Annotated in this window: 25 protein-coding genes; 20 read left to right on the forward strand and 5 right to left on the reverse strand. The window is 65.7% G+C overall.

Annotated features, from left to right (window positions below):
- Positions 1 to 4 precede the first annotated feature (4 nt).
- Together alc and QKY98_RS09820 are read left to right on the forward strand one after the other, a co-directional pair.
- On the forward strand, positions 5 to 1,012 hold the full coding sequence (gene alc / locus QKY98_RS09815; RefSeq protein ID WP_007158863.1) for an allantoicase: 1,008 nt from the start codon (positions 5 to 7) through the stop codon (positions 1,010 to 1,012).
- Positions 1,009 to 1,509 carry an ureidoglycolate lyase gene (locus QKY98_RS09820; protein ID WP_027599785.1) on the forward strand — a complete coding sequence of 167 codons (501 nt, stop codon included), beginning with the start codon at positions 1,009 to 1,011 and terminating at the stop codon, positions 1,507 to 1,509. The genes alc and QKY98_RS09820 overlap by 4 nt, the downstream gene beginning before the upstream one ends.
- Here QKY98_RS09820 and rarD read toward each other — a convergent pair.
- The 3 genes from rarD to QKY98_RS09835 form a co-directional block, all read right to left on the reverse strand.
- Entirely contained in the window at positions 1,506 to 2,414 is a 909-nt protein-coding gene (rarD, locus tag QKY98_RS09825) for an EamA family transporter RarD (protein ID WP_169853635.1), read from the reverse strand. The two genes, QKY98_RS09820 and rarD, sit on opposite strands and share 4 nt — an antisense overlap.
- Positions 2,411 to 3,262, reverse strand: coding sequence for an EamA family transporter (locus tag QKY98_RS09830; RefSeq protein ID WP_007158866.1), 852 nt, complete (start codon positions 3,260 to 3,262; stop codon positions 2,411 to 2,413). The genes rarD and QKY98_RS09830 overlap by 4 nt, the downstream gene beginning before the upstream one ends.
- Positions 3,263 to 3,336: 74 nt before the next feature.
- The gene (locus QKY98_RS09835) at positions 3,337 to 3,927 is read right to left on the reverse strand and encodes a DUF3060 domain-containing protein (RefSeq protein WP_007158867.1); all 591 of its coding nucleotides are present in this window, start codon (positions 3,925 to 3,927) and stop codon (positions 3,337 to 3,339) included.
- A gap of 172 nt (positions 3,928 to 4,099) precedes the next feature.
- Here QKY98_RS09835 and QKY98_RS09840 point away from each other — a divergent pair, with 172 nt between their 5' ends.
- The 3 genes from QKY98_RS09840 (at position 4,100) to QKY98_RS09850 (ending at position 7,574) form a co-directional block, all read left to right on the forward strand.
- On the forward strand, positions 4,100 to 4,990 hold the full coding sequence (locus tag QKY98_RS09840) for a LysR family transcriptional regulator (protein WP_007158868.1): 891 nt from the start codon (positions 4,100 to 4,102) through the stop codon (positions 4,988 to 4,990).
- Between the two features lie 62 nt (positions 4,991 to 5,052).
- On the forward strand, positions 5,053 to 5,607 hold the full coding sequence (locus tag QKY98_RS09845; protein WP_502945084.1) for a peptidylprolyl isomerase: 555 nt from the start codon (positions 5,053 to 5,055) through the stop codon (positions 5,605 to 5,607).
- 95 nt (positions 5,608 to 5,702) lie between these two features.
- Complete coding sequence (locus QKY98_RS09850; RefSeq protein WP_027599789.1) at positions 5,703 to 7,574, forward strand: ABC transporter ATP-binding protein; 1,872 nt, start codon at positions 5,703 to 5,705, stop codon at positions 7,572 to 7,574.
- Here QKY98_RS09850 and QKY98_RS09855 read toward each other — a convergent pair.
- On the reverse strand, positions 7,529 to 8,146 hold the full coding sequence (locus tag QKY98_RS09855; protein WP_284670787.1) for a hypothetical protein: 618 nt from the start codon (positions 8,144 to 8,146) through the stop codon (positions 7,529 to 7,531). The genes QKY98_RS09850 and QKY98_RS09855 overlap by 46 nt on opposite strands.
- Positions 8,147 to 8,260: 114 nt before the next feature.
- Between QKY98_RS09855 and QKY98_RS09860 the strand changes: the two genes are divergently transcribed.
- The 4 genes from QKY98_RS09860 to QKY98_RS09875 all read left to right on the forward strand — a co-directional run bounded on the left by QKY98_RS09860 (position 8,261) and on the right by QKY98_RS09875 (position 10,853).
- On the forward strand, positions 8,261 to 8,518 hold the full coding sequence (locus tag QKY98_RS09860; RefSeq protein ID WP_007158872.1) for a DUF1652 domain-containing protein: 258 nt from the start codon (positions 8,261 to 8,263) through the stop codon (positions 8,516 to 8,518).
- Positions 8,519 to 8,623: 105 nt separating this feature from the next.
- On the forward strand, positions 8,624 to 8,980 hold the full coding sequence (gene queD / locus QKY98_RS09865; protein ID WP_081320902.1) for a 6-carboxytetrahydropterin synthase QueD: 357 nt from the start codon (positions 8,624 to 8,626) through the stop codon (positions 8,978 to 8,980).
- Positions 8,981 to 9,062: 82 nt separating this feature from the next.
- Positions 9,063 to 10,529: an inorganic phosphate transporter gene (locus QKY98_RS09870; RefSeq protein ID WP_007158874.1), complete on the forward strand. Its 1,467-nt coding sequence runs from the start codon at positions 9,063 to 9,065 to the stop codon at positions 10,527 to 10,529.
- 141 nt (positions 10,530 to 10,670) lie between these two features.
- Positions 10,671 to 10,853, forward strand: a complete 183-nt coding sequence (locus QKY98_RS09875; RefSeq protein ID WP_284670788.1) for a hypothetical protein — start codon at positions 10,671 to 10,673, stop codon at positions 10,851 to 10,853.
- Between the two features lie 101 nt (positions 10,854 to 10,954).
- Here the strand turns inward: QKY98_RS09875 and QKY98_RS09880 are convergent, their stop codons facing one another.
- Positions 10,955 to 11,164 (reverse strand): hypothetical protein, encoded by a 210-nt coding sequence (locus tag QKY98_RS09880; RefSeq protein ID WP_007158876.1) that lies wholly within the window; start codon positions 11,162 to 11,164, stop codon positions 10,955 to 10,957.
- A gap of 423 nt (positions 11,165 to 11,587) precedes the next feature.
- On the opposite strand from QKY98_RS09880, the gene QKY98_RS09885 reads away from it, so the two are divergent.
- From QKY98_RS09885 to nuoC, 11 genes are all read left to right on the forward strand, one after another.
- On the forward strand, positions 11,588 to 13,819 hold the full coding sequence (locus QKY98_RS09885; protein ID WP_044342797.1) for an NADP-dependent isocitrate dehydrogenase: 2,232 nt from the start codon (positions 11,588 to 11,590) through the stop codon (positions 13,817 to 13,819).
- A 129-nt stretch (positions 13,820 to 13,948) separates the two neighbouring features.
- Complete coding sequence (locus QKY98_RS09890; protein WP_042133495.1) at positions 13,949 to 14,401, forward strand: NUDIX hydrolase; 453 nt, start codon at positions 13,949 to 13,951, stop codon at positions 14,399 to 14,401.
- Position 14,402: 1 nt separating this feature from the next.
- Complete coding sequence (gene mnmA, locus QKY98_RS09895) at positions 14,403 to 15,512, forward strand: tRNA 2-thiouridine(34) synthase MnmA (protein ID WP_027599793.1); 1,110 nt, start codon at positions 14,403 to 14,405, stop codon at positions 15,510 to 15,512.
- Positions 15,509 to 16,129: a high frequency lysogenization protein HflD gene (gene hflD / locus QKY98_RS09900; protein WP_007158880.1), complete on the forward strand. Its 621-nt coding sequence runs from the start codon at positions 15,509 to 15,511 to the stop codon at positions 16,127 to 16,129. The genes mnmA and hflD overlap by 4 nt, the downstream gene beginning before the upstream one ends.
- An 87-nt stretch (positions 16,130 to 16,216) precedes the next feature.
- Complete coding sequence (gene purB, locus QKY98_RS09905; RefSeq protein ID WP_007158881.1) at positions 16,217 to 17,587, forward strand: adenylosuccinate lyase; 1,371 nt, start codon at positions 16,217 to 16,219, stop codon at positions 17,585 to 17,587.
- Between the two features lie 58 nt (positions 17,588 to 17,645).
- Positions 17,646 to 18,824, forward strand: coding sequence for a ribosomal protein uL16 3-hydroxylase (locus QKY98_RS09910; RefSeq protein WP_044342796.1), 1,179 nt, complete (start codon positions 17,646 to 17,648; stop codon positions 18,822 to 18,824).
- A 12-nt stretch (positions 18,825 to 18,836) separates the two neighbouring features.
- Complete coding sequence (locus QKY98_RS09915; RefSeq protein ID WP_007158883.1) at positions 18,837 to 19,367, forward strand: DUF7931 domain-containing protein; 531 nt, start codon at positions 18,837 to 18,839, stop codon at positions 19,365 to 19,367.
- A complete protein-coding gene (locus QKY98_RS09920) occupies positions 19,364 to 20,125 on the forward strand; it encodes a secretin N-terminal domain-containing protein (RefSeq protein ID WP_027599797.1) in 762 nt (253 codons plus the stop codon). Before QKY98_RS09915 ends, QKY98_RS09920 begins: the two co-directional genes overlap by 4 nt.
- A gap of 258 nt (positions 20,126 to 20,383) precedes the next feature.
- Positions 20,384 to 20,797, forward strand: a complete 414-nt coding sequence (locus QKY98_RS09925; RefSeq protein ID WP_007158885.1) for an NADH-quinone oxidoreductase subunit A — start codon at positions 20,384 to 20,386, stop codon at positions 20,795 to 20,797.
- Between the two features lie 10 nt (positions 20,798 to 20,807).
- The gene (locus QKY98_RS09930) at positions 20,808 to 21,482 is read left to right on the forward strand and encodes a NuoB/complex I 20 kDa subunit family protein (protein ID WP_007158886.1); all 675 of its coding nucleotides are present in this window, start codon (positions 20,808 to 20,810) and stop codon (positions 21,480 to 21,482) included.
- A 51-nt stretch (positions 21,483 to 21,533) separates the two neighbouring features.
- Positions 21,534 to 23,318 (forward strand): NADH-quinone oxidoreductase subunit C/D, encoded by a 1,785-nt coding sequence (gene nuoC, locus QKY98_RS09935; protein ID WP_017642311.1) that lies wholly within the window; start codon positions 21,534 to 21,536, stop codon positions 23,316 to 23,318.
- Positions 23,319 to 23,320 lie beyond the last annotated feature (2 nt).

A 23,320-nucleotide genomic window follows, 5' to 3' on the forward strand; every position in this document is an offset into this window, starting at 1 on the left:
CCCCATGAAACGCACCTACGCTGCGCCCTTCGAGAAGTACCTCAACCTCGCCGATGCCCGCCTCGGCACCCGTGTCATCAGCGTCACCGACGACTGGTTCGCTGCCGCCGACCGCATGCTCCAGCCCCACGAGCCGGAGTGGAAGGAAGGCGTCTACGACGACAACGGCAAGTGGATGGACGGCTGGGAGTCGCGGCGCAAGCGCTTCGAAGGCTACGACCATGCGGTCATCCGCCTGGGCGTGCCCGGCTCGATCAAGGGCGTCGACATCGACACCCGCTGGTTCACCGGCAACTACCCGCCCTCGGCCTCCCTGGAAGCCTGCTTCTGCGCCGAGGGCGACCCGGCCGCCGATGCCGCCTGGACCGAGGTGCTGCCGGCCATCGAGATGCAGGGCAACAGCCACCACTACCATGCCATCGCCGATGACCGCCCCTGGACCCACCTGCGCCTGAACATCTATCCCGACGGTGGCGTGGCCCGCCTGCGGGTCTATGGCATCCCCCACCGCGACTGGTCGGCCCAGGCCGACGACGAGGTGCTGGACCTGGCCGCCGCCCTCAACGGCGGTCGCGCCCTGGCCTGCAACGACGAGCACTATGGCCGCATGAGCAACATCCTCAACCCGGGCCGCGCCGCCAGCATGGCCGACGGCTGGGAAACCGCGCGCCGCCGCACCCCCGGCAACGACTGGGTGATCGTCGCCCTGGGCCACGCCGGCATCGTCGAGGAAATCCTGGTGGACACCTTGCACTTCAAGGGCAACTACCCGGACAGCTGCCAGATCCAGGGCGCCTATGTGCGTGGCGGCACCGACGGTCAGATCGAGACCCAGAGTCTCTTCTGGAAGGAGCTGCTGCCGCCGCAAAAGCTGCAGATGCACCAGGAGCACAGCTTCCGCGAGCAGGTGCGCGACCTCGGCCCCATCACCCACGTGCGCCTGAACATCTTCCCGGACGGCGGCGTCAGCCGACTGCGACTGTTCGGCAAGGTGGCGCGGGGCCAGGCATGAGCCGGCCACTGCGCATCGAGCCGCTGACCGCCGAGGGCTTCGCGCCCTTCGGCGAGGTCATAGAGACGGCGGACCGGGACTGGTATCCCATCAACAACGGCTCGACCCAGAGATACCACGCCCTGGCACGGGTCGAGACGGGGCCGGCGGACGGCGCGGCGATCATCAGCATCTTTCGCGCCCGGCGGCTGGACTATCCGCTGACCATCGCCATGCTCGAACGCCATCCCCACGGCAGCCAGGCCTTCGTGCCGCTGCGCGGCGAGCCTTTCCTGGTGGTGGTGGCGCCGCCGGCGACGGTCCCGGATGCCGGCGCCATCCGCGTCTTCCGCACCGATGGTCGCCAGGGCATCAACTACCATGCCGGCGTCTGGCACCACCCTGTGCTGGCCCTGCGCGACGAGGATGAATTCCTCATCGTCGATCGCGCCGGTAGCCTGCCCAACTGCGACGAGTTCTTTTTCGCGGCCGCGGAGTGCCCGACCCTGGCGCTCTAGGGCGCCACTGGCGCGCGCCTGAGCTGCTTGCGCAGCAGGCGCGCACTGTCGAGACAGACCCAGGCCACCGCCAGCCAGATGGGGCCATAGGTCCAGATCGCGCCCTCCGGCAGCTGCTCGCCGAGCACATAGAGGGCGACGAACACCAGCAGCGCCGGCTCCACATAGCTGAGGATGCCGAACAGACTCAGCGGCAGCATGCGACTCGACGCCAGCATGGCGGCGAAGGCGATGGCACTGAGCAGGCCCAGGCCTGGCAGGAGCGCCCAGAGCCAGGGCGACTGCTGCAGGATGACGCCGGGCGAGAACCAGTGCAGGGCGAGCAGCGCGAAGGGCAGCAGGCAGACCATCTCCAAGACGAACCCGGACAAGGCATCCACCGCCATCCAGCGGCGCAAGACGAAATACGGCGGATAGCCCACCACCGGCAGCAGGCTGACCCAGGACAGCGCCCCGGTCACCCAGACCTCGTTGACCACCCCCAGCAGCGCGCAGCCGACCGCCAGCCGCTGCAGCGGTCGCAGGCGCTCGCCATAGACCAGCCGGCCGGTCAGCACGATGGCCAGGGGCAAGAGGAAGTAGCCCAGCGACATGGCCATGGCCTCGCCGTTCATGGTCGCCCAGACGAACACCCACCACTGGATGCCCATCAGCAGCGCCGCCGCCGGGATCGCCAGGCACAGCCGGGGCTCGCGCACCAGCCGCTTGAGCGTGGCCCACAGGGCCCTGCCCTCCCGCAGCAGCACCACCAGCAGGAGCACCATGGGCAGCGACCAGACCACCCGCAGGGCCACCACCTGCAGGCCGTCCAACGGCGCCAGCCAGGCGAAGTACACCGGCATCAGCGCGAACAGCACCGACGACAGCACCGAAAGGCCCAGGCCCTTGCCGGACAGCACGTTCATGACTGACGCCCCAGACGATTGATGAATAGCGACAGCAGGATGATCCCACCGCCCAGCAACAGCCTAGGCAGATCGGCCGGGTGCTGCCAGATCAGTAGGCTGACCAGCAGGCCCGCCGGCACATGGGCTTCGTTCATGATCGCCAGGGTGCCGCCGTTGACCCGCAACGAGCCCAGGGTCCACCAGTAGAGGCCGAGCGCCGTGGCGAAGACGCCCATCCACACCAGTACGCCCCACTGCAACAGGGTGCCGGGCAGCCGCGCCGGATTGCCGAACAGCAGAAAGGACAGCGCCGCCACCAGCAGGGCGCCGAGAAAGAACAGCCCGAAATGGCGATGCAGGGCGCCCTGCCCGGCATAGGCATGCCCCAGGTGCTTGCACAGCACCTGGCCGGCGGCAAAGGTCAGGTTGGCCACCTGCAGCAGGAGAAAACCCAGCAGGTAGTCACCGGTCAGCGGCTGGAAGCGGATCAAGGCGGCGCCGCCCACCGCCACCACGGCGGCGAGCAGCGACCAGATTCGCAAGTGCCGCTGCCAGGCGTCGTCCAGCAGGGTCACGTAGATGGGCGTGAGCACGGTGAACAGCAGCACCTCGGGCACCGTCAGCACCGCGAAGCTGCGATACAGGCACAGATAGGTGATGCCGAATTGCAGCGCGCCCGCCGCCATCAGCCCCAGGGCGAAGCGTCCCGGCACCCCGCGCCAACGGGTGAAAGGCAGGAACAGCACGAAGGCGATGGCCACGCGGACCAGCACGGCGAAGTCACTGTCGACCCGACCGGCGAGGTATTCGCCGATCAGGCTGAAGGAAAACGCCCAAATGAGGGTGACGAGCAGGAGATAAGGCATGACGGCGGCGCACGAAAAAGGTGCGCGACCTTAACGTGCCCGCCGCCCGAGGGAAACCCCCGGCCCTTCACGGCCTAGCGGGTGGCGTTCAGGCCCGAGGGTTCGCCGCCGGTGAGGCCCGCCACCGACTGGTTGGCCTGCAGTACGTTGTCGGCGCCCGAGACCAGCGTCTTGGGCTCGGCCACCCCGGCCGCGCGGGACCAGTAGACCTGCTGACTGGAACCACCCACGGCGATGTCGGCCTGGCTGAGCAGGGTCAGGCGCGCCTTGGCGCCGTAGCCGTAGGCATCGACCTTGGCCAGGCCATCGCTGCCGCGCACATTGGCCTGCACCTGCTGATAGCCGCCGCCGATGCTCAGGCTGGCCACGGCGCCCCTGACCGTGGTCACGCTGCCCAGGCCATGGATGGTCAGCGCCCGGGCGCTGTCGAGCACCAGGCGATGATGGCTGCCATAGACCGACACCTCACCGCACTGGCCTTTCAGGGTCAGGGTATTGCCCTCGCCGGACAGGGACACGTCGCGCCCCTCGCAGTCGAGGGTCCGGCTGATGTTCATGCCTTCGATATCGATGGGATCGGCGGCCGCCGCGCGAGATTCCTCGGCCTGGACCAGCAGCGGCGCGATGACCAGACAGCAACCCAGCAACGCCTTGAATGACGACATGGAGACTCCTTGTCTTGCCTAGAGTGGGAAACTCATCGGCAGGCTTGGAGGCTGGCGCCGGCGGGACATTTGACCCGCCAGCCGACATTTTTTCATGCCGTGATGGACGCCGCGTTTTGCCATTGCCAGGCTAGGCACTAACATGCGCCCTTTCGTGAGCCCAGAGCGCTTGATGAAGACTCCTCGCGTTTCCCTCGATCAGTGGCGGACCCTGCAGGCGGTGGTGGATCACGGCGGCTACGCCCAGGCCGCCGAGGTGCTGCATCGCTCCCAGTCGTCGGTCAGCTATACCGTCGCGCGCATGCAGGAGCAGCTCGGCGTGCCGCTGTTGCGCCTAGAGGGACGCCGCGCCGTGCTGACCGATGCCGGCGCCGTGCTCCTGCGCCGCTCGCGCCGCCTGGTGCAGCAGGCCAGCCAGCTGGAGGAACTGGCCTACCACATGGAACAGGGCTGGGAGTCCGAGGTGCGGCTGGTGGTGGACGCCGCCTACCCCACCCGTCCCCTGCTGCTGTGCCTGCGCGAATTCATGCCGCAAAGTCGTGGCTGCCGGGTACGGCTGCGCGAAGAGGTGCTGTCCGGCGTGGAAGAGGCCCTGCTCGACGGCTCGGCGGACCTGGCGATCACCGGGCTGGTGATCGCCGCGCACCTGGGGGCCTCCCTCGGCACCGTGGAGTTCGTCGCCGTCGCCCATCCCGAGCATCCGCTGCACCAGCTGCAGCGCACCCTGGTGACCGCCGATCTGGAAGAACAGCTGCAGATCGTGATCCGCGACAGCGGCCGCGCCCAGCCGCGGGATGCCGGCTGGCTGGCCGCCGAGCAGCGCTGGACGGTGGGCAGCATCAGCACCGCGGCGACCTTCCTGCGCGACGGCCTGGGCTTCGCCTGGCTGCCCCGGGACGCCATCCAGACCGATCTCGAGGCCGGTCTGCTCAAGCCGCTGCCCCTGGAACAGGGCGCCCAGCGCTTCCATCCCTTCCAGCTCTACAAGACCCGCCAGCACGAGCTGGGCCCGGCCTCGCAGATCCTCATGAACCTGCTGCGCAAGCATGCCCTGCCACGCTGACCGTGGCGGGGTGCCGGCCGGGTTGCTATCGTTCGCCAGTCGTCTCTGCCACTCAAGGATCCATCATGTTCAAAGCCCTGCTTGCCGCCTGCGCGCTGTTCGTCGCCTCCTCCACCTTTGCCGCGGACAATCCGCACGTGCTCATCAGCACCAACAAGGGTGACATCGAGGTCGAGCTGGACGCGGCCAAGGCACCGGTCAGCACCGAGAACTTCCTCGGCTACGTCGACAGCGGCTTCTACAAGGGCACCCTGTTCCACCGGGTCATCCCGGGCTTCATGATCCAGGGTGGCGGCTACACCCGCGACATGCAGGAAAAGCGCACCAAGGCGCCGATCAAGAACGAAGCCGACAACGGCCTGAAGAATCTGCGTGGCACCCTGGCCATGGCGCGGACCTCGGACGTCAATTCCGCCACCAGTCAATTCTTCATCAACGTTGAGAACAATGCCTTCCTCGACCACGGCTCGCGCGACTTCGGCTATGCGGTGTTCGGCAAGGTCGTGCGTGGCATGGAAGTCGTCGACCAGATCGCCGGGGTCCAGACCACCCGCCAGGGCATGCTGCGCGACATTCCCCGTGAACCGGTCATGATTCTCGCTGCCAAACGGCTGTAGCCGACCCGTCCTGCCGGACGATCCGCTGGCGGTCGTCCGGTCAACCAGGCGAGGCCCCAGTGCGAGACGCCGTCTCCTCCTCACAAGGACCCCGCATGATCTTTCGCCGCTTCGAACGCCTCATCGATGCATTTCGGGAAGCCCCCGATGAAATGCCGCCCACTGGCGTCGGCGCCTTCTATCTGCACTTCCTCAAGCAAGCCTGGCCGGCCTTCGCCCTGTTGTTGGCGGTCGGTCTGATCGGCGCCCTGATCGAGGTCGCCCTGTTCAACTTCATCGGCCAGATCGTCGACCTGGCCGGCAGCGCGCCCAACAGCACGGTGTTCTTCCAGGAGCACGGCGGCACCCTGATCTGGATGGCAGTGGTTACCCTGGTCATCCGGCCGCTGTTCATCAGCCTGCATGACCTGCTGGTGCACCAGACCATCACCCCCAGCCTCACCACCCTGATCCGCTGGCAGAACCATCGCTATGTGCTCAAGCAGAGCCTGGGTTTCTTCCACAGCGACTTCGCCGGGCGCATCTCCAACCGCATCATGCAGACCGGTGTCTCCCTGCGCGATTCGGCGGTGCAGGCGGTGGACGCCATCTGGCACGTGCTGATCTTTGCCGTCACCTCGCTGATCCTGTTCGCCCAGGCCGACGTCTGGCTGATGGTGCCCCTGGTCCTCTGGATCATCGGCTACGTCATCGCCCTCTGGTATTTCGTGCCCCAGACCAAGGAGCGCTCGGCCATCGCCTCCGAAGCCCGCTCGCAGCTCTCCGGACGCATCGTCGACGGCTACACCAACATCTCCACCCTCAAGCTGTTCTCCCACTCCGCCCAGGAGGAGCAATACGCCCGCCAGGCCATGGAAGAGCAGACCGAAAAGGCCGAGAGCGCCGCGCGCCTGATCACCGCCATGGGCGTGACCATCGCCATCCTCAGTGGCTTCCTCATCGCCGGCACCACCGGCCTCGCCCTCTGGCTCTGGCACCAGGGCGTCATCAGCGTGGGCGCCATCGCCCTGGCCACCGGCCTGGTGATCCGTATCAACAGCATGTCCGGCTGGATCATGTGGGTGGTCAACGGCATCTTCGAGAACATCGGCATGGTGCAGGACGGCATGAGCACCATCGCCAAACCGCGCCAGGTCGGCGATGCCCCGGACGCCAAGCCCTTGCAGGTGAGCCGTGGCGCCGTGCTGTTCGAGGACATCCATTTCCACTACGGCAAGGGCGCCGGCATCATCGAAGGCCTGACCCTCGACGTGGCCCCGGGCGAGAAGATCGGCCTGGTCGGCCCCTCGGGCGCCGGCAAGTCCACCCTGATCAACGTCCTGCTGCGCCTCTATGACCTGGAAGGCGGTCGCATCCTGGTCGATGGCCAGGACATCGCCCACGTCACCCAGGAAAGCCTGAGATGCCAGATCGGCGTGGTCACCCAGGACACCTCGCTGCTGCACCGTTCGATTCGCGAGAACCTGCTCTACGGCCGCCCTGAGGCCACCGACGAGGAGCTGCACGCGGCCTTGCGCAAGGCCAAGGCCGACGACTTCATCGCCCGCATCACCGATGCCCATGGTCGTACCGGCCTGGACGCCCAGGTGGGTGAGCGTGGCGTCAAGCTCTCCGGCGGCCAGCGTCAGCGCATCGCCATCGCCCGCACCCTGCTCAAGGACGCACCCATCCTGCTGCTCGACGAAGCCACCTCCGCCCTCGACTCCGAGGTGGAAGCGGCCATTCAGGAGAGTCTGGAGACCCTGATGGAAGGCAAGACGGTGATCGCCATCGCTCACCGGCTGTCGACCATCTCGCGCATGGACCGCCTGGTGGTCATGGAGCGCGGCCAGATCGTCGAGATGGGTTCCCACGACGAGCTGATCGCCTACAACGGTCTCTATGCCCGCCTATGGCGCCACCAGACCGGCGGTTTCGTCGGTCACGGCGTGCCGGGCAGGCAGCGGGTGCGCAGCAGCTCCAACTGACGCTCCTGGTCCAGCCCCGGGTAGAAGCCTTCGATCTTCTGCAGGCCGCCCAGCCAGCTGCGTCTTTCCACCACGCACTCGAACACCGGGCAGGCTGTCTGCCCGGTGGTGCCGCAGTCGCGGTAGTAGGTCAGGCGCTGGCTTTTCTGCGCGGTACCCTGGAACGGGCCTTGGCGCTCCTGCAGCACATAGAAGTCGATGTCCGCCGCGCTGCGATGGTTCTCCCACTGGAACGCCAGGGTACTGGGATAGAAGAGCACCAGCAGGCCCGCCAGCAGCACCCAGAGAATGGCCGCCGTCACCGGCAGGGGCAGCCGCGAACGGAAGCGGCGGCCACCGCGGATGATCAGCGCCGTCACTATGGTGACCAGCGCCAGGGCTATGCACAGCGACGGCAGACCGGTGATGACCTGCCCCGCCACGCCGATGTCCAGGCCACTGGGTGACGGCACTGTCCGATAGCCGATCTCCAGTCGCTCCCAGCCCATCCGATTGCCGATCAGGCCGGCGAGACCGAAGACCGCGGCCAGGCCGACCAGAGCCCAGAAGGTACGAGGATTGCTGTTGCGCATGGGGAAACGTCCAGACAAAGACCGGGAGACTGCCTAAGCCCGCAGGCGTTGGCAAATCAGAATTTCTCCGCCACCCGGTCCTCTATAGAAGAGGATCTGCAGAGGAATCCGTCCATGACCATCGATCTCGCCCGCGCCGTCCACATCGTCGAAAAGGCCTTTCTGCCGCTGCACGGCGAGGTCCGTGAAGACCCCAGCGACGCCAGCTTTTCCTTCGCGGTGACGGACGGCAGCCAGGTCCTGGCCTCGGTCGCCCACGTCGCCCGCAGCCAGTACAGCCATGCCGGCCACCTCGCCGCGCTGATCGAACGGACCCGCCTGGAACTGGCGCACGACGGCCATCTGCTGGAACCCTGGTCGATGCCGGGCTAGCCGCTGGCCGCTGCCGGGCAGCGGGAGGTTCGGCAAGGCGCTGTCGAGCTGATAGACTGCCGCCCCGCAGCCGCCACACCCCGTGGCCCAACGCGAGTGGTTATCGTGGAAATTTTCAAAGAATTCATTTTCGAAGCCGCGCACTTCCTGCCCAATGTTCCGGCAGGTCACAAGTGCGGCCGTCTCCATGGGCATTCCTTCAAGGTAGGCCTGCACATCGAAGGCGAGGTCGATCCCCATACCGGCTGGGTCCGGGATTTCGCCGACATCAAGGCCGTCTTCAAACCCCTGTACGAGCGTCTCGACCATCACTACCTGAACGACATCCCGGGCCTCGAGAACCCCACCAGCGAGGTGCTCGCCCGCTGGATCTGGCAACAACTCAAGCCCCAGCTGCCCGAACTCAGCCAGGTCCGCGTCCATGAGACCTGCACCTGCGGCTGCATCTACCGCGGTGACTAATTCGCCCCTCCCATTCAAGGTGGCGATGGCGGCAGTCATTTTTCTGCCATAATTCGCGCCTGCCAACTGTCGACGTATCCCCATGTTCGAACTTTTCAGCGGACTCCATGCCTGGGTCGCCATCAGCCTCGTCTTGGCCCTGGCCTTTGTGCTGGCCTTTGAATTCATCAACGGCTTCCACGACACCGCCAACGCCGTCGCCACGGTGATCTACACCAAGGCCATGCCGCCGCACCTCGCGGTGTTCTTCTCCGGCATCTTCAATTTCCTCGGTGTGCTGCTCGGCGGCGTTGGCGTCGCCTACGCCATCGTCCACCTGCTGCCGGTGGAGCTGCTGATCAACGTCAACACCGGCCACGGTCTGGCCATGGTGTTTTCCCTGCTCGCCGCGGCCATCACCTGGAACCTGGGCACCTGGTACTTCGGCATCCCCGCTTCCAGCTCCCACACCCTGATCGGCTCCATTCTCGGCGTCGGCGTGACCAACGCCCTGCTCACCGGCATCCCGATGAGCGAAGGGGTGAACTGGCAGAAGGCGATCGACATCGGCCTGTCGCTGATCTTCTCGCCGCTGGCCGGCTTCGCCGTCGCCGGCCTGCTGCTGCTCGCCCTCAAGCGCTGGCGGCCGCTGTCGAAGATGCACAAGACCCCGGAACAGCGCCGCGAAGTGGACGCCAAGAAGCACCCGCCGTTCTGGAATCGTCTGATGCTGGTCCTCTCGGCCATGGGCATGAGCTTCGTGCACGGCTCCAACGACGGCCAGAAAGGCATCGGCCTGATCATGCTGGTGCTGATCGGCATCGTCCCGGCCAAGTTCGTGCTGGACCTGGACAGCACCACCTACCAGATCGAGCGCACCCGCGACGCCGCCATCCACCTGGGTCAGTTCTACGAGCGCCAGGGCGACAACCTCAAGGACTTCCTCGCCGAAGTGCCCGGCAATCGCGATCTGCCCCAGGAATTCCGCTGCGCCCCGCACATGACCGTGCCGACCCTGCAGGCACTGCTGGCCGATCTGGAAGGCATCACCGACTACCGCGCCATGAGCGACGACCATCGCCAGCAGGTGCGCCGCTACCTGCTGTGCCTGGACGACACCGCCAAAAAGGTGAGCAAGCTGCCGGTGTTGACCGCGCGCGATCGCGACGACCTCAGTCGTCTGCGCAAGGATCTCACCAGCACCACCGAATACGCGCCCTTCTGGGTCATCATCGCGGTCGCCCTGGCCCTGGGCATCGGCACCATGGTCGGCTGGCGCCGGGTGGTGCTGACCGTCGGCGAGAAGATCGGGCGCCAGGGCATGACCTATGCCCAGGGCGTCAGCGCCCAGGTGACGGCTGTGGCCGCCATCGGCATGGCCAACGTCTTCGCCCTGCCCGTCTCCACCACTCACGTGCTGTCCTCGGGCGTGGCCGGCACCATGGTCGCCAATCGCAGCGGCCTGCAGGGCAGCACGGTGCGCAACATCCTGATGGCCTGGGTCCTGACCCTGCCGGCCTCCATGGCCCTCTCCGCCGGCCTGTTCTGGCTGGCGCACCTGTTCCTGTGATCCGCGCCGACCGGGCGCCGCCTCGGCGGCGCCCGGGCGGACCCCGCATCGGGAAAGCCTGAACAGGATAGCTATTGACGAGTCTAGTGAAATGTGTCCCAGCAGAGACACCTTTCCGAGACAGCCGTACGGTGAACGTCAATGACTCCTGCGACCTACATCCTTCTTCTGATTCTGGGCTGGCTAGCCCTGGCGCTGGCCATACTCTGGGCCATGCTGCGCCTGGCACGTCGCGCCAGACCCGTGGCGATCTCCTCGCCCAGCGTGCTGCCCAAGGCAACCCCCACCGCCCCCGTGAGTCCAGGCAAACATCTGGTCTGCTAGAAAAGCGGACGTGACGAGGCCCCCTCGACACCCAGGGAGTGCGCGGGAGAAAAAAGAAGGATTCTTATTGTTTGAAAGGAAGGGATTCGAGCGAAGGCGAATCAGGTGAGCAGGGTATTTTCCTGAGCACTGCGGCTCATCTGCTCGAGGATCTGGTCTTGCTGCTGCGGGGTCAGGGTGTCCCAGCAGTGGTGCTTGATGAACAGCCCGGCGCCGAAGGCGACGTACAGCGACAGGGCGACGATCACGAGCGTTTCCAGCCCGACGATAGCCCAGGAACGACTCTTGGACGCATTGTCCTTGGTTTTCATAACGACCTCATCAGATTAAGAGGGGCAATAGTTTAGTCCCTTAAGCAACTGCCGTGCAGCGCCAGCCGTCGAATGGTCAAGCCTCTTGACCTGGTTGCTCGATGCAGCTGTGCGCTTCTACCAGACCCGTCACAGCCGCAACATCTGCCCACAGCCAGGCCGCGGCAGTACGAATGCACGCCAGGCGCCGCGCTGATATACTCCGCCGACTGACGGGTCGCTGCAGGCCCTGCCGGTTCCGCTGGCTGTATCGGCCGATCCCGCAATTTCCGCAGCGACGCTTTGTCGCATCGCACGTCCATCGCCGCCGCGCCTGTCGCGCGGCCCGATAACGCCTTCTTGGGGCGTCTATCGACTCAAGGGTCGATCCTCGCTCGCCCGGCTTCGCGCCACAGCTGTGATAAAGAGGAGTTAAAGCAAGACATGTCCACCACGTCGAAGATCATCTACACCCTGACCGACGAAGCGCCCGCCCTGGCGACCTATTCGCTGCTACCCATCGTCGAGGCCATCACCGCCTCCTCCGGCGTCGCCCTCGAAACCCGTGACATCTCCCTTGCCGGCCGCATCATCGCCCTCTTCCCCGAGTACCTGAAGGAAGAGCAGCGCATCTCCGACCACCTCGCCGAACTCGGCGAACTGGCCACCACTCCCGAAGCCAACATCATCAAGCTGCCCAACATCAGCGCCTCGGTCCCGCAGCTCAAGGCGGCGATCAAGGAACTGCAGGGTCAGGGCTACGCCCTGCCGGACTATCCGGACGAGCCCAAGGACGACAAGGAAAAGGACGTCAAGGCGCGTTACGACAAGGTCAAGGGCAGCGCCGTGAACCCGGTCCTGCGCGAAGGCAACTCCGACCGCCGCGCGCCGCTGTCGGTCAAGAACTACGCCCGCAAGCACCCCCATCGCATGGGTGCCTGGAGCGCCGACTCCAAATCCCACGTCGCCCACATGGATGCCCATGACTTCTATGGCAGCGAGCGCTCGGCCACCATCGAGAACGCCGGCAGCCTGAAGATCGAACTGATCGGCAAGGACGGCAGCAGCAAGGTCCTGAAAGAGAAGACCGCGGTCAAGGCCGGCGAGATCGTCGACGCCTCGACCATGAGCCGCAAGGCTCTGCAGAGCTTCATCGCCGCCCAGATCGAAGACGCCAAGGCCCAGGGAGTGCTGTTCTCCGTGCACCTGAAGGCCACCATGATGAAGGTCTCCGACCCCATCATGTTCGGCATCATCGTCGGCGAGTTCTACAAGGACGTCCTGGCCAAGCACGAAGCCGCCCTGAAAGAAGCCGGCTTCGATCGCAACAACGGCATCGGCGACCTCTACGCCCGCCTGTCCAGCCTGCCGGAAGCCACCCAGGCCGCCATCAAGGCCGATTTCGACGCCCAGTACGCCCAGCGTCCGGCGCTGGCCATGGTCAACTCCGACAAGGGCATCACCAACCTGCACGTGCCGAGCGACGTCATCGTCGACGCCTCCATGCCGGCCATGATCCGTGACTCCGGCAAGATGTGGAACGCCGAAGGCAACCTGCAGGACACCAAGGCCATCATCCCCGACCGCTGCTATGCCGGCGTCTACCAGGTGGTGATCGAGGACTGCAAGCAGCACGGCGCCTTCAATCCCAGCACCATGGGCAGCGTGCCCAACGTCGGCCTGATGGCGCAGAAGGCCGAGGAATACGGCTCCCACGACAAGACCTTCCAGATCCCCACCGACGGCACCGTGCGCGTGACCGACGACCAGGGCAAGGTGGTCTTCGAGCATCCGGTCGAGGCCGGTGACATCTGGCGCATGTGCCAGACCAAGGACGCGCCGATCCAGGACTGGGTCAAACTGGCCGTCAACCGCGCTCGTGCCAGCAACACCCCGGCCATCTTCTGGCTGGACCAGAACCGCGCCCACGACGCCCAGGTCATCGCCAAGGTCGAGCGCTACCTCAAGGACCACGACACCAACGGTCTGGACATCCGTGTCCTGGCGCCCGAGGAAGCCACCCGCGTGTCCCTGGAGCGCATCCGCAAGGGCGAGGACACCATCTCGGTGACCGGCAACGTCCTGCGCGACTACCTGACCGACCTCTTCCCCATCATGGAACTGGGCACCAGCGCCAAGATGCTGTCCATCGTCCCGCTGATGAACGGCGGCGGCCTGTTCGAGACCGGTGCCGGCGGCTCCGCGCCCAAGCACGTCCAGCAGTTCGTGCAGGAAAACCACCTGCGCTGGGATTCCCTGGGCGAGTTCCTGGCCCTGGCCGAATCCCTGAACCACCTGGGCGAGACCACCGGCAACGCCAAGGCCAAGATCCTGGCCAAGACCCTGGACCAGGCCAACGGCAAGTTCCTCGACAGCAACAAGTCGCCGTCGCGCAAGGCCGGTGAACTGGACAACCGCGGCAGCCACTTCTACCTGGCGCTGTACTGGATCCAGGCCCTGGCCGAGCAGAGCGAAGACGCCCAGCTCAAGGCCCAGTTCGAGCCGGTGGCCAAGTCGCTGACCGCCGACGAAGCCAAGGTGGTCGCCGAGCTGAACGGCGTCCAGGGCCAGGCCGTGGACATCGGTGGCTACTACCACCCCGACCAGGCCAAGACCCGCCAGGCCATGCGTCCGAGCGCCACGCTCAATGCCGCCCTGGAACAGCTCAAGGGCTGAACCTGAGGGCTGCATCCGCAGCCTGAATGGGTGATCACAGCGAACCCCGGCCCCGGCCGGGGTTCGCTGCATTTGGGGCACGCAAAGCTTAAGGCGTATACTGCGCGATTACCGATAGCGGAGTCCGAGATGGATTGGCACGCCCACGTCACCGTGGCCACCGTGGTGGAAGACGCCGGTCGCTTCCTGCTGGTGGAAGAAGAGAAGCAGGGTCGCCTGGTGCTCAACCAGCCGGCCGGGCACCTGGAGCCGGGCGAGAGCCTGATCGAGGCGGCATGGCGCGAAACCCTGGAAGAAACCGCCTGGCAGGTGGAGATCCTGGGCGTGATCGGCATCGGCCTCTATGTCGCCCCGACCAATGGCGTCACCTACTATCGCACGGCCTTCCATGCCCGCCCCCTGGCCCATCAGCCGGAGCGCGCCCTGGACGCCGACATCACCCGTGCGGTGTGGCTGACGCTCGACGAGATCCGCGCCGAGCAGGCCCGGCTGCGCAGCCCCCTGGTCCTGGACGCCATCGAGAAGTATCTGGACGGGCACCGCTATCCCCTGTCGATGATCGTAGATATGAGAGGTTTTTGAAGTGAACGGCACCCGCGTCATCGTCGGCATGTCCGGCGGAGTGGATTCCTCGGTCTCGGCCCTCTTGCTCAAGGAGCAGGGCTATCAGGTCGAGGGCCTGTTCATGAAGAACTGGGACGAGGACGACGGCACCGAGTACTGCACGGCCAAGGAAGACCTCGCCGATGCCCAGGCGGTCTGCGACCGCATCGGCATCAAGCTGCACACGGCCAACTTCGCCGCCGAGTACTGGGATCACGTCTTCGAGCACTTCCTCGCCGAATACAAGGCCGGCCGGACGCCGAATCCGGACATCCTCTGCAACCGCGAGATCAAGTTCAAGGCCTTCCTCGACTATGCCCTGGCCCTGGGCGCCGACCTGATCGCCACCGGCCACTATGTGCGCCGTCGCGACGTCGACGGCCAGACCCTGCTGCTCAAGGGGCTGGACGCCAACAAGGACCAGAGCTATTTCCTCCACGCCGTGGGCGGCGAGCAGCTGGCGCGCACCCTCTTCCCGGTGGGCGAACTGGAAAAGCCCGAGGTCCGCGCCATCGCCGAGCTGCATGGCCTGGCCACCGCGCGCAAGAAGGACTCCACCGGCATCTGCTTTATCGGCGAGCGTCGCTTCAGCGACTTCCTCAAGCAGTACCTGCCGGCGCAGCCGGGCGACATCGAGACCACCACCGGCGAGGTCATCGGCCGCCACCACGGCCTGATGTACCACACCATCGGCCAGCGCCAGGGCCTGGGCATCGGCGGCATGAAGGACGCCGGTGACGATCCCTGGTACGTGCTGAGCAAGGACCTGACCCGCAACGTGCTGATCGTCGGCCAGGGCAATGCCCACCCCTGGCTGTTCGCCGAGGCCCTGACCGTCAGCGAGATGTTCTGGGTCAATGACCTGGAGCTCGCCCAACCGCGCCGCCTCACCGCCAAGGTCCGCTATCGCCAGCAGGACCAGCCCTGCCGGATCGAGCGCCAGGGCGCCGGCTACCGGGTAGTCTTCGACGAACCCCAGCGCGCCGTGACCCCCGGCCAGTCGGTGGTCTTCTACGACGGCGACGTCTGCCTGGGCGGCGGCGTGATCGAACATTATCAACCCGCCTGCGCCGAGGCGCCCGCCGCATGAATCGCACCCAGGAACAACTCATCGCCCTGGGCGGCGTCTTCCAGGCCGCCGTGCTGGTCGACCAGCTGGCACGCACCGGCCAGGTCGCGGAAGAACCCCTCGCCTGTCTGCTCGGCAGCCTGCTGGTGCGCGATCCGGGCAGCACCCTGGAGGTCTACGGCGGCCAGGTCGCGCCTCTGCGCGAGGGCCTCGGCGCGCTTTCCAGCACCCTGGAGCGCAACCCCAACAGCCTGCAGCGCGAGCCGCTGCGCTACGCCCTGGCGATGACCGCCCTGGAACGCAAGCTGGAGAAGCGCGGCGACCTGCTCGATCTCATCGGCCGGCGCCTCACCCAGATCCAGTCCCAGGTCGAGCACTTCGGGGTCGCTCACGAGAACGTCATCGCTGCCTGCGGGGGTCTCTACGAGGACACCCTGAGCACCTTCAAGCAGCGCATCCAGGTGCACGGCGAGATGCGCTACCTGCAGCAATCAGCCACCGCCTCGCGAGTGCGTGCCCTGCTGCTGGCCGGCATTCGCTCGGCCCGCCTGTGGCGCCAGCTCGGCGGTCACCGCTGGCAACTGGTGCTCAATCGCCGCAAGCTGCTCGACAACCTCTATCCCCTGCGCAACGGCTGATCCCGGACCGGCCGGCGGCGGTACTAAAGCCCCGGTCTTTGCGTGTAGAATTCCGCCCCTTTCTCCCCCGCTACCAAGAGAATGCCCATGCAGCTCTCCTCGCTCACCGCCGTATCGCCCATCGACGGCCGTTACGCCGGCAAGACCGCCGCCCTGCGCCCCATCTTCAGCGAATTCGGCCTGATCCGTTTCCGCGCCCAGGTCGAGGTCCGCTGGCTGCAGCGCCTGGCCGCCCACGCGGGCATTCCCGAGGTCGCGCCCTTCTCCGCCGAGGCCAATGCCCTGCTGGACAAGCTGGCCACCGAGTTCAGCGTCGAGCAGGCGCAGCGGGTCAAGGACATCGAGCGCACCACCAACCACGACGTCAAGGCCATCGAGTACCTGCTCAAGGAAGAGGTCGCCGGCCTGCCGGAACTGGCCGCGGTCAGCGAATTCATCCACTTCGCCTGCACCTCCGAGGACATCAACAACCTGTCCCACGCGCTGATGCTGCGCGAAGGCCGTGACCAGGTGCTGCTGCCGCTGATGCGCCAGATCGCCGGCGAGATCCGCGTGCTGGCCCATCGCTTCGCCGACGTGCCCATGCTCTCGCGCACCCACGGCCAGCCCGCCTCCCCCACCAGCCTGGGCAAGGAACTGGCCAACGTGGTCTATCGCCTGGAGCGCCAGATCGAACAGATCGCCGCCATCCGCCCGCTGGGCAAGATCAACGGCGCGGTGGGCAACTACAACGCCCACCTGTCCGCCTACCCGGACGTCGACTGGGAGGCCAATGCGCGCACCTTCATCGAAGACGACCTCGGCCTGACCCTGAATCCCTACACCACCCAGATCGAGCCGCACGACTACATCGCCGAGCTGTTCGACGCCATCGCCCGCTTCAACACCATCCTGATCGACTTTGATCGGGACGTCTGGGGCTACATTTCCCTCGGCTACTTCAAGCAGAAGACCGTGGCCGGCGAGATCGGCTCTTCGACCATGCCGCACAAGGTCAACCCCATCGACTTCGAGAACTCCGAAGGCAACCTGGGCATCGCCAACGCCATCCTCCAGCACCTGGCCAGCAAGCTGCCGATCTCCCGCTGGCAGCGCGACCTGACCGATTCCACCGTGCTGCGCAACCTGGGCACCGGCCTGGCCCACGGCGTGATCGCCTACGAAGCCACCCTCAAGGGCATCGGCAAGCTGGAGCTCAACGCCGCGCGCATCGCCGAAGACCTGGACGCCTGTTGGGAAGTCCTGGCCGAGCCGGTGCAGACCGTGATGCGCCGCTATGGCGTGGCCAACCCCTACGAGAAGCTCAAGGAGCTGACCCGCGGCAAGGGCATCAGCGCCAGCGCCCTGCAGGACTTCATCGACGGCCTGGAAATCCCTGAAGCCGCCAAGGCCGAACTGCGCCAGCTGACCCCGGCCGGCTATATCGGTAATGCGGCCGAGCAGGCCCGTCGGGTCTGAGGCTGCCTTCTTTTTCACGCCCGGCCTCGCCGGGCGTTTTTCATTGCGCGAGGTGTGCATGAACCCGGATCAACCCCTGCAACTGCTCGGCGGCCTGACCGCCCGTGAATTCCTCCGCGACTACTGGCAGCAGAAACCCCTGCTGATCCGCCAGGCCATCCCGGATTTCCAGAGCCCCCTGGAACCGGACGAGCTGGCCGGCCTGTCGCTGGAAGAGGAAATCGAATCCCGCCTGATCATCGGCCAGGACCGCACCTGGGAGCTGCGCCGCGGCCCGCTGCCGGAAGACACCTTCGCCGGCCTGCCCGAGCGCGACTGGACCCTGCTGGTGCAATCGGTCGACCAGTTCGTCCCCGAGGTGGCCGAGGTGCTGGAGGCCTTCCGCTTCCTGCCCAGCTGGCGCGTCGACGACGTCATGATCAGCTACGCCGCCCCCGGTGGCGGTGTCGGCCCCCACTACGATCACTATGACGTCTTCCTGCTGCAGGGCCATGGCCGCCGTCGCTGGCGCATCGGTCAGCCGTGCACCGCCGACAGCCCGCTGATCGACGGCCTGGAGCTGAAGATCCTCGCCGACTTCCAGCAGACCGACGAATGGGTGCTGGAACCGGGCGACATGCTCTATCTGCCGCCGGGCCTGGCCCACGACGGCATCGCCGAAGACGAGTGCATGACCTACTCCATCGGCTTCCGCGCCCCCAGTGCCGGCGAGGTGCTCACCCACTTCACCGACTTCCTCAACCAGTTCATCCCCGAGGACGAGCGCTACAGCGACGCCGGCTGCGCCCCGGCCAGCGAGCATCCGGCGGAGATTCCGCCCGAGGCCATCGAGCGGCTGCGCGGCCTGATGGAGCGTCACCTGAGCGACGATCGCCTGCTGCTGGCCTGGTTCGGCCAGCACATGACCGAGCCGCGCTACCCGGAGCGCGTCGCCGGAGAAAACCTCAGCGCCAAGCAGCTGCGCAAGGAACTCGACGAAGGCGCCCTGCTGATGCGCAACCCCAGCGGCCGCATCGCCTGGAGTCGCCTGGAAGACGAGGTGATGGTCTTCGCCAGCGGCCAGAGCCGCCTGCTGCCCATGCGGCTGCAACCGCTGCTCGACCTGCTATGCTCGGCGGACGTCCTGCACGAGGCCAATCTCGCGCCCTGGCTGCAGGACGACGATGCCATGCGCCTGATCCGCGAACTGCTCCAGCAGGGCAGCCTGATCTTCGCCGGAGAAGACGACGACGAGTGATGGGGAGCCGCCGTGGACGAGTCCTTTGCCGATCTGACCCTGGACGGATTGCCCGAACCCCAGCTCGGCCAGGACCTCGCCCTGCGCCTCGAAGGCCTGGACGCCCTGCGTGAGCACGGTGTCCGCCTCATCGGCCAAGCCAGCCGCCAGCTGAGCATCCAGACGCCCGACCTGGAAGCACCGCTCTACGACAATCTCGCCGTCGAGGCGGCGATCAAGCGTCTGCTGCTGGGCCATCCGCGGCATCAGGTCCGCATCCTCATCAACGACAGCGCCCTCGCCATGCGCCAGGGGCACCGACTCATCGCCCTGGCGCAACGCCTGACCAGCAATCTGTTGATCCGGCGGCCACCGGCCGATCAGCACCCGGAAGGCAGCTGCCTCATCGTCGACGACCAGGCCCTGCTGCGCCGCACGGGCAGTGCGCCCACCGGCTTCGTCCGCTACGGCGACCGCGCCGCCGTCAAGGTTCAGCAGCAGGTCTTCGATCGCCTCTGGGCCAGCAGCCAGCCGGATCAGGAATTGCGGAGGATGGTGCTGTGAAAGGTCTGCTGGCGTTCCTGTTGCTGCTGACGACCACCGCCTGGGCGGCGCCTCGTACCGAGGTCATACCCCTGCAATACCGCACCGCCGACGATCTGCTGCCTACCTTGCAAGCCGTCCTTGGCAGCGAAGGCAAGATCAACGTCTACGGCAATCAGCTGATCGTCAATGCCGAGCCGGCCAAGCTGGCCGAACTCAAGAGTCTGCTCGCCCAGCTGGACACCCAACCGCGGCGCCTGCTCATCACCCTGGCCACCCGCGCCGGCAGCTCGGGCGCCAGTCAGGGTTATTCGGTAAACGGCGACGTGCGTGCGCCCCAGGTACGCATCATCGAAGACAGCACCGACCAGAAGGAGGATGGCGCCCAGCGCGTCCAGGTCACCGAGGGCTACCCCGCCTTCATCCGCTTCGGTGAAGACGTCCCGGTGACCACCTACCAGACCTCGCCCTATGGTCAGAGCTACGCCCAGACCGATTACCGCCGCCTCGAACGGGGCTTTCAGGTCACCGCCCGCCTGAGCGGCAATCTGGTGCACCTGGACATCAGCAGCGTCGATGACCGGGCCGCCGCCATGCGTCCGGGCACGGTGCAGACCCAGAGCGCCGCCACCCGCATCAGCGGCCCCCTGGGCCAGTGGCTGGACCTGGGCGGCTTCCGGCAGCAGATCGAGGGCGACCAGAGCGGCCTTGTCCGCCACTACTCCACCGAAGGCCGTGACGACCGTCAGCTGAGCATCCGCGCCGATCTCATCGACTAGCAAACCGGCGAACGGCAGAACTCCTGCCGCGGCTGGCAATCTAGGACACAGGAACAGAAGGAAGTTATTTGAGAATAATTCTTATATTCATTCTCAAATAAACCGGAAGTTCTGTTTAGTTTGATTCAAAGCAGTCCAATAGAATCTTTTTGGACCAATAAATTTACAGAATGAATCGATAGAGCATAAAATCTGTCTGTCTTGCGACACCGTGTCGCACTGATAGCGCCTGATACCCAATAATTAAGGATTCAAAGCATGTCTGAGTCGATCAGCCTACTGACCCACAACTGGAGCTTCGCGGTATTTCTCCTGGGCGTGGTTGGTCTGATTGCCTTCATGCTCGGAGTCTCGAGCCTGCTCGGCAGCAAAGCCGTGGGCCGCAGCAAGAACGACCCCTTCGAGTCCGGCATCGTCCCCACCGGGGGTGCCCGTCTCCGTCTCTCTGCCAAGTTCTACCTGGTCGCGATGCTCTTCGTGATCTTCGACGTCGAAGCCCTCTTTCTCTTCGCCTGGTCGGTGTCCATCCGTGAATCGGGATGGGCCGGCTTCGTGGAAGCCTCCATTTTCATAGCAATTCTGTTGGCGGGTCTTGTCTACCTGTGGCGAATCGGAGCGCTCGATTGGGCGCCTGCGAGCCGTCGCGAGCGGCAGGCGAAGTCGAAACAATGAGGCTTTGGCAATGCAATACAATCTCACCCGGATCGATCCCGATGCGGCAGTAGACCGCTATCCGGCCGGCCAGCGGGAAACCGTGGCCGACCCCGTCGAAAGTCAGGTCAACCGCAGCATCTTCATGGGCAAGCTCGAAGATGTCCTGCGGGGCGCGGTCAATTGGGGACGCAAGAATTCCCTGTGGCCGTACAACTTCGGCCTGTCCTGCTGCTATGTGGAAATGACCACCGCTTTCACGGCGCCCCACGACATCGCCCGCTTCGGCGCCGAAGTCATCCGGGCCTCGCCGCGTCAGGCCGACTTCATGGTCATCGCCGGCACCCCCTTCATGAAGATGGCCCCGGTCATCCAGCGCCTGTACGAGCAGATGCTGGAACCCAAGTGGGTGATCTCCATGGGCGCCTGCGCCAACTCCGGCGGTATGTACGACATCTACTCGGTCGTTCAGGGCGTGGACAAGTTCCTGCCCGTCGACGTCTACGTGCCCGGCTGCCCGCCTCGCCCCGAAGCCTTCCTCCAGGGCCTGATGCTCCTGCAGGACTCCATCGGTGAAGAACGCCGCCCCCTTTCCTGGGTGGTGGGCGACCAGGGTATCTACCGCGCCGAGATGCCTTCGCAGCGCGAGCAGAACCGCGAGCGCCGCATCCAGGTCACCAACCTGCGCAGCCCAGACGAAGTGTAAGTCCCCTTCGGGACCTGCACGCTGACGACGATCGATTAGCGACGGAACATCATGACCGCAGACACCGCTCTGTCCGCCTCTGCGCTCGCCCCTGCCGGCGAAGCGTCGGTGGTTGGCGAACTCCAGGGCCAATTCGGCGCCGACGCCCTGACCCTGCAAGACACCCGTACCGGCATGCCGGTGATCTGGGTGGCACGCGAACGAATCATCGAAGTACTGCGCTTCCTGCGCAATCTGCCCCGCCCCTACGTCATGCTCTATGACCTGCATGGCGTGGACGAGCGGCTGCGGACCCACCGCCGCGGCCTGCCCAACGCGGACTTCACCGTTTTCTACCACCTGCTGTCCATCGACCGTAATAGCGATGTAATGCTCAAGGTGGCCCTCTCCGCCAACGACCTGCGCCTGCCCACCGCCACCGGCATCTTCCCCAATGCCAACTGGTACGAGCGGGAAGTGCTGGACATGTACGGCATCCACTTCGACGGACACCCGCTGCCCAAGCGCATGCTGATGGCCGACAACTGGCAGGGTCATCCGCTGCGCAAGGACTATCCGGCGCGCGCGACCGAGTTCGATCCCTATGCGCTGAATGCCGCCAAGCAGGACCTCGAACAGGAAACCCTGAGATTCAAGCCCGAGGAATGGGGCATGAAGGAGCATGCGGAGAATTCCGACTTCATGTTCCTCAACCTGGGTCCGAACCACCCCTCCGCCCACGGTGCCTTCCGCATCATCCTGCAGCTGGACGGCGAAGAGATCGTCGACTGCGTGCCGGAGATCGGCTACCACCACCGCGGCGCCGAGAAGATGGCCGAGCGCCAGTCCTGGCACAGCTACATCCCCTACACCGACCGGATCGACTACCTGGGTGGGGTGATGAACAACCTGCCCTACGTCCTCTCGGTGGAAAAGCTCGCCGGCATCAAGGTGCCGTCGCGGGTCGACTTCATCCGCGTGATGATGGCCGAGTTCTTCCGCATCAACAGTCACCTGCTGTACCTGGGTACCTATATCCAGGACGTCGGTGCCATGACCCCGGTGTTCTTTACCTTCACCGACCGTCAGCGCGCCTACAAGGTGATCGAGGCCATCACCGGCTTCCGCATGCACCCCGCCTGGTTCCGCATCGGCGGCGTCGCCCATGACCTGCCGCGTGGCTGGGACAAGCTGGTCCGCGAATTCCTCGATTGGATGCCCAAGCGTCTGGACGAGTACGAAAAGGCCGCGATGAAGAACAGCATCCTCATCGGCCGGACCAAGAACGTCGCCGTCTACAACACCAAGGAAGCCCTCGAGTGGGGCGTCACCGGTCCCAACCTGCGCGCGACCGGTCTGGACTTCGACCTGCGCAAGGCCCGCCCCTACTCCGGTTACGAGAACTTCGAATTCGAAGTGCCCATCGCCCACAACGGCGACTGCTACGACCGCGGCATGCTGCGCGTCGAGGAGATGCGCCAGAGCCTGCGCATCATCGAGCAGTGCCTGCAGCACATGCCCGAAGGCCCGTACAAGGCGGATCACCCGCTGACCACGCCGCCGCCCAAGGAGCGCACCCTGCAGCACATCGAGACCCTGATCACCCACTTCCTGCAAGTGTCCTGGGGTCCGGTGATGCCGGCCGGCGAAGCCTTCCAGATGATCGAGGCGACCAAGGGCGCCAACAGCTATTACCTGACGAGCGATGGCAGCACCATGAGCTACCGCACCCGCATCCGGACGCCGAGCTTCCCGCACCTGCAGCAGATCCCGGCCGTCATCCGCGGCAGCATGGTGTCCGACCTGATTGCCTACCTGGGCAGTATCGACTTCGTCATGGCCGACGTGGACCGCTGAGC

Source organism: Pseudomonas sp. HR1, assembly GCF_030175875.1.
Taxonomy (GTDB): domain Bacteria; phylum Pseudomonadota; class Gammaproteobacteria; order Pseudomonadales; family Pseudomonadaceae; genus Chryseomonas; species Chryseomonas oryzihabitans.

What these genes read in the sequence shown, in the direction of transcription:
- alc (WP_007158863.1), top strand. Translation starts at nt 5, where the DNA reads ATGAAACGCACCTACGCTGCGCCCTTCGAGAAGTACCTCAACCTCGCC.
- QKY98_RS09820 (WP_027599785.1), top strand. Translation starts at nt 1,009, where the DNA reads ATGAGCCGGCCACTGCGCATCGAGCCGCTGACCGCCGAGGGCTTCGCG.
- rarD (WP_169853635.1), bottom strand. Translation starts at nt 2,414, where the DNA reads ATGAACGTGCTGTCCGGCAAGGGCCTGGGCCTTTCGGTGCTGTCGTCG.
- QKY98_RS09830 (WP_007158866.1), bottom strand. Translation starts at nt 3,262, where the DNA reads ATGCCTTATCTCCTGCTCGTCACCCTCATTTGGGCGTTTTCCTTCAGC.
- QKY98_RS09835 (WP_007158867.1), bottom strand. Translation starts at nt 3,927, where the DNA reads ATGTCGTCATTCAAGGCGTTGCTGGGTTGCTGTCTGGTCATCGCGCCG.
- QKY98_RS09840 (WP_007158868.1), top strand. Translation starts at nt 4,100, where the DNA reads ATGAAGACTCCTCGCGTTTCCCTCGATCAGTGGCGGACCCTGCAGGCG.
- QKY98_RS09850 (WP_027599789.1), top strand. Translation starts at nt 5,703, where the DNA reads ATGATCTTTCGCCGCTTCGAACGCCTCATCGATGCATTTCGGGAAGCC.
- QKY98_RS09855 (WP_284670787.1), bottom strand. Translation starts at nt 8,146, where the DNA reads ATGCGCAACAGCAATCCTCGTACCTTCTGGGCTCTGGTCGGCCTGGCC.
- QKY98_RS09860 (WP_007158872.1), top strand. Translation starts at nt 8,261, where the DNA reads ATGACCATCGATCTCGCCCGCGCCGTCCACATCGTCGAAAAGGCCTTT.
- QKY98_RS09870 (WP_007158874.1), top strand. Translation starts at nt 9,063, where the DNA reads ATGTTCGAACTTTTCAGCGGACTCCATGCCTGGGTCGCCATCAGCCTC.
- QKY98_RS09875 (WP_284670788.1), top strand. Translation starts at nt 10,671, where the DNA reads ATGACTCCTGCGACCTACATCCTTCTTCTGATTCTGGGCTGGCTAGCC.
- QKY98_RS09880 (WP_007158876.1), bottom strand. Translation starts at nt 11,164, where the DNA reads ATGAAAACCAAGGACAATGCGTCCAAGAGTCGTTCCTGGGCTATCGTC.
- QKY98_RS09885 (WP_044342797.1), top strand. Translation starts at nt 11,588, where the DNA reads ATGTCCACCACGTCGAAGATCATCTACACCCTGACCGACGAAGCGCCC.
- QKY98_RS09890 (WP_042133495.1), top strand. Translation starts at nt 13,949, where the DNA reads ATGGATTGGCACGCCCACGTCACCGTGGCCACCGTGGTGGAAGACGCC.
- hflD (WP_007158880.1), top strand. Translation starts at nt 15,509, where the DNA reads ATGAATCGCACCCAGGAACAACTCATCGCCCTGGGCGGCGTCTTCCAG.
- purB (WP_007158881.1), top strand. Translation starts at nt 16,217, where the DNA reads ATGCAGCTCTCCTCGCTCACCGCCGTATCGCCCATCGACGGCCGTTAC.
- QKY98_RS09910 (WP_044342796.1), top strand. Translation starts at nt 17,646, where the DNA reads ATGAACCCGGATCAACCCCTGCAACTGCTCGGCGGCCTGACCGCCCGT.
- QKY98_RS09925 (WP_007158885.1), top strand. Translation starts at nt 20,384, where the DNA reads ATGTCTGAGTCGATCAGCCTACTGACCCACAACTGGAGCTTCGCGGTA.
- QKY98_RS09930 (WP_007158886.1), top strand. Translation starts at nt 20,808, where the DNA reads ATGCAATACAATCTCACCCGGATCGATCCCGATGCGGCAGTAGACCGC.
- nuoC (WP_017642311.1), top strand. Translation starts at nt 21,534, where the DNA reads ATGACCGCAGACACCGCTCTGTCCGCCTCTGCGCTCGCCCCTGCCGGC.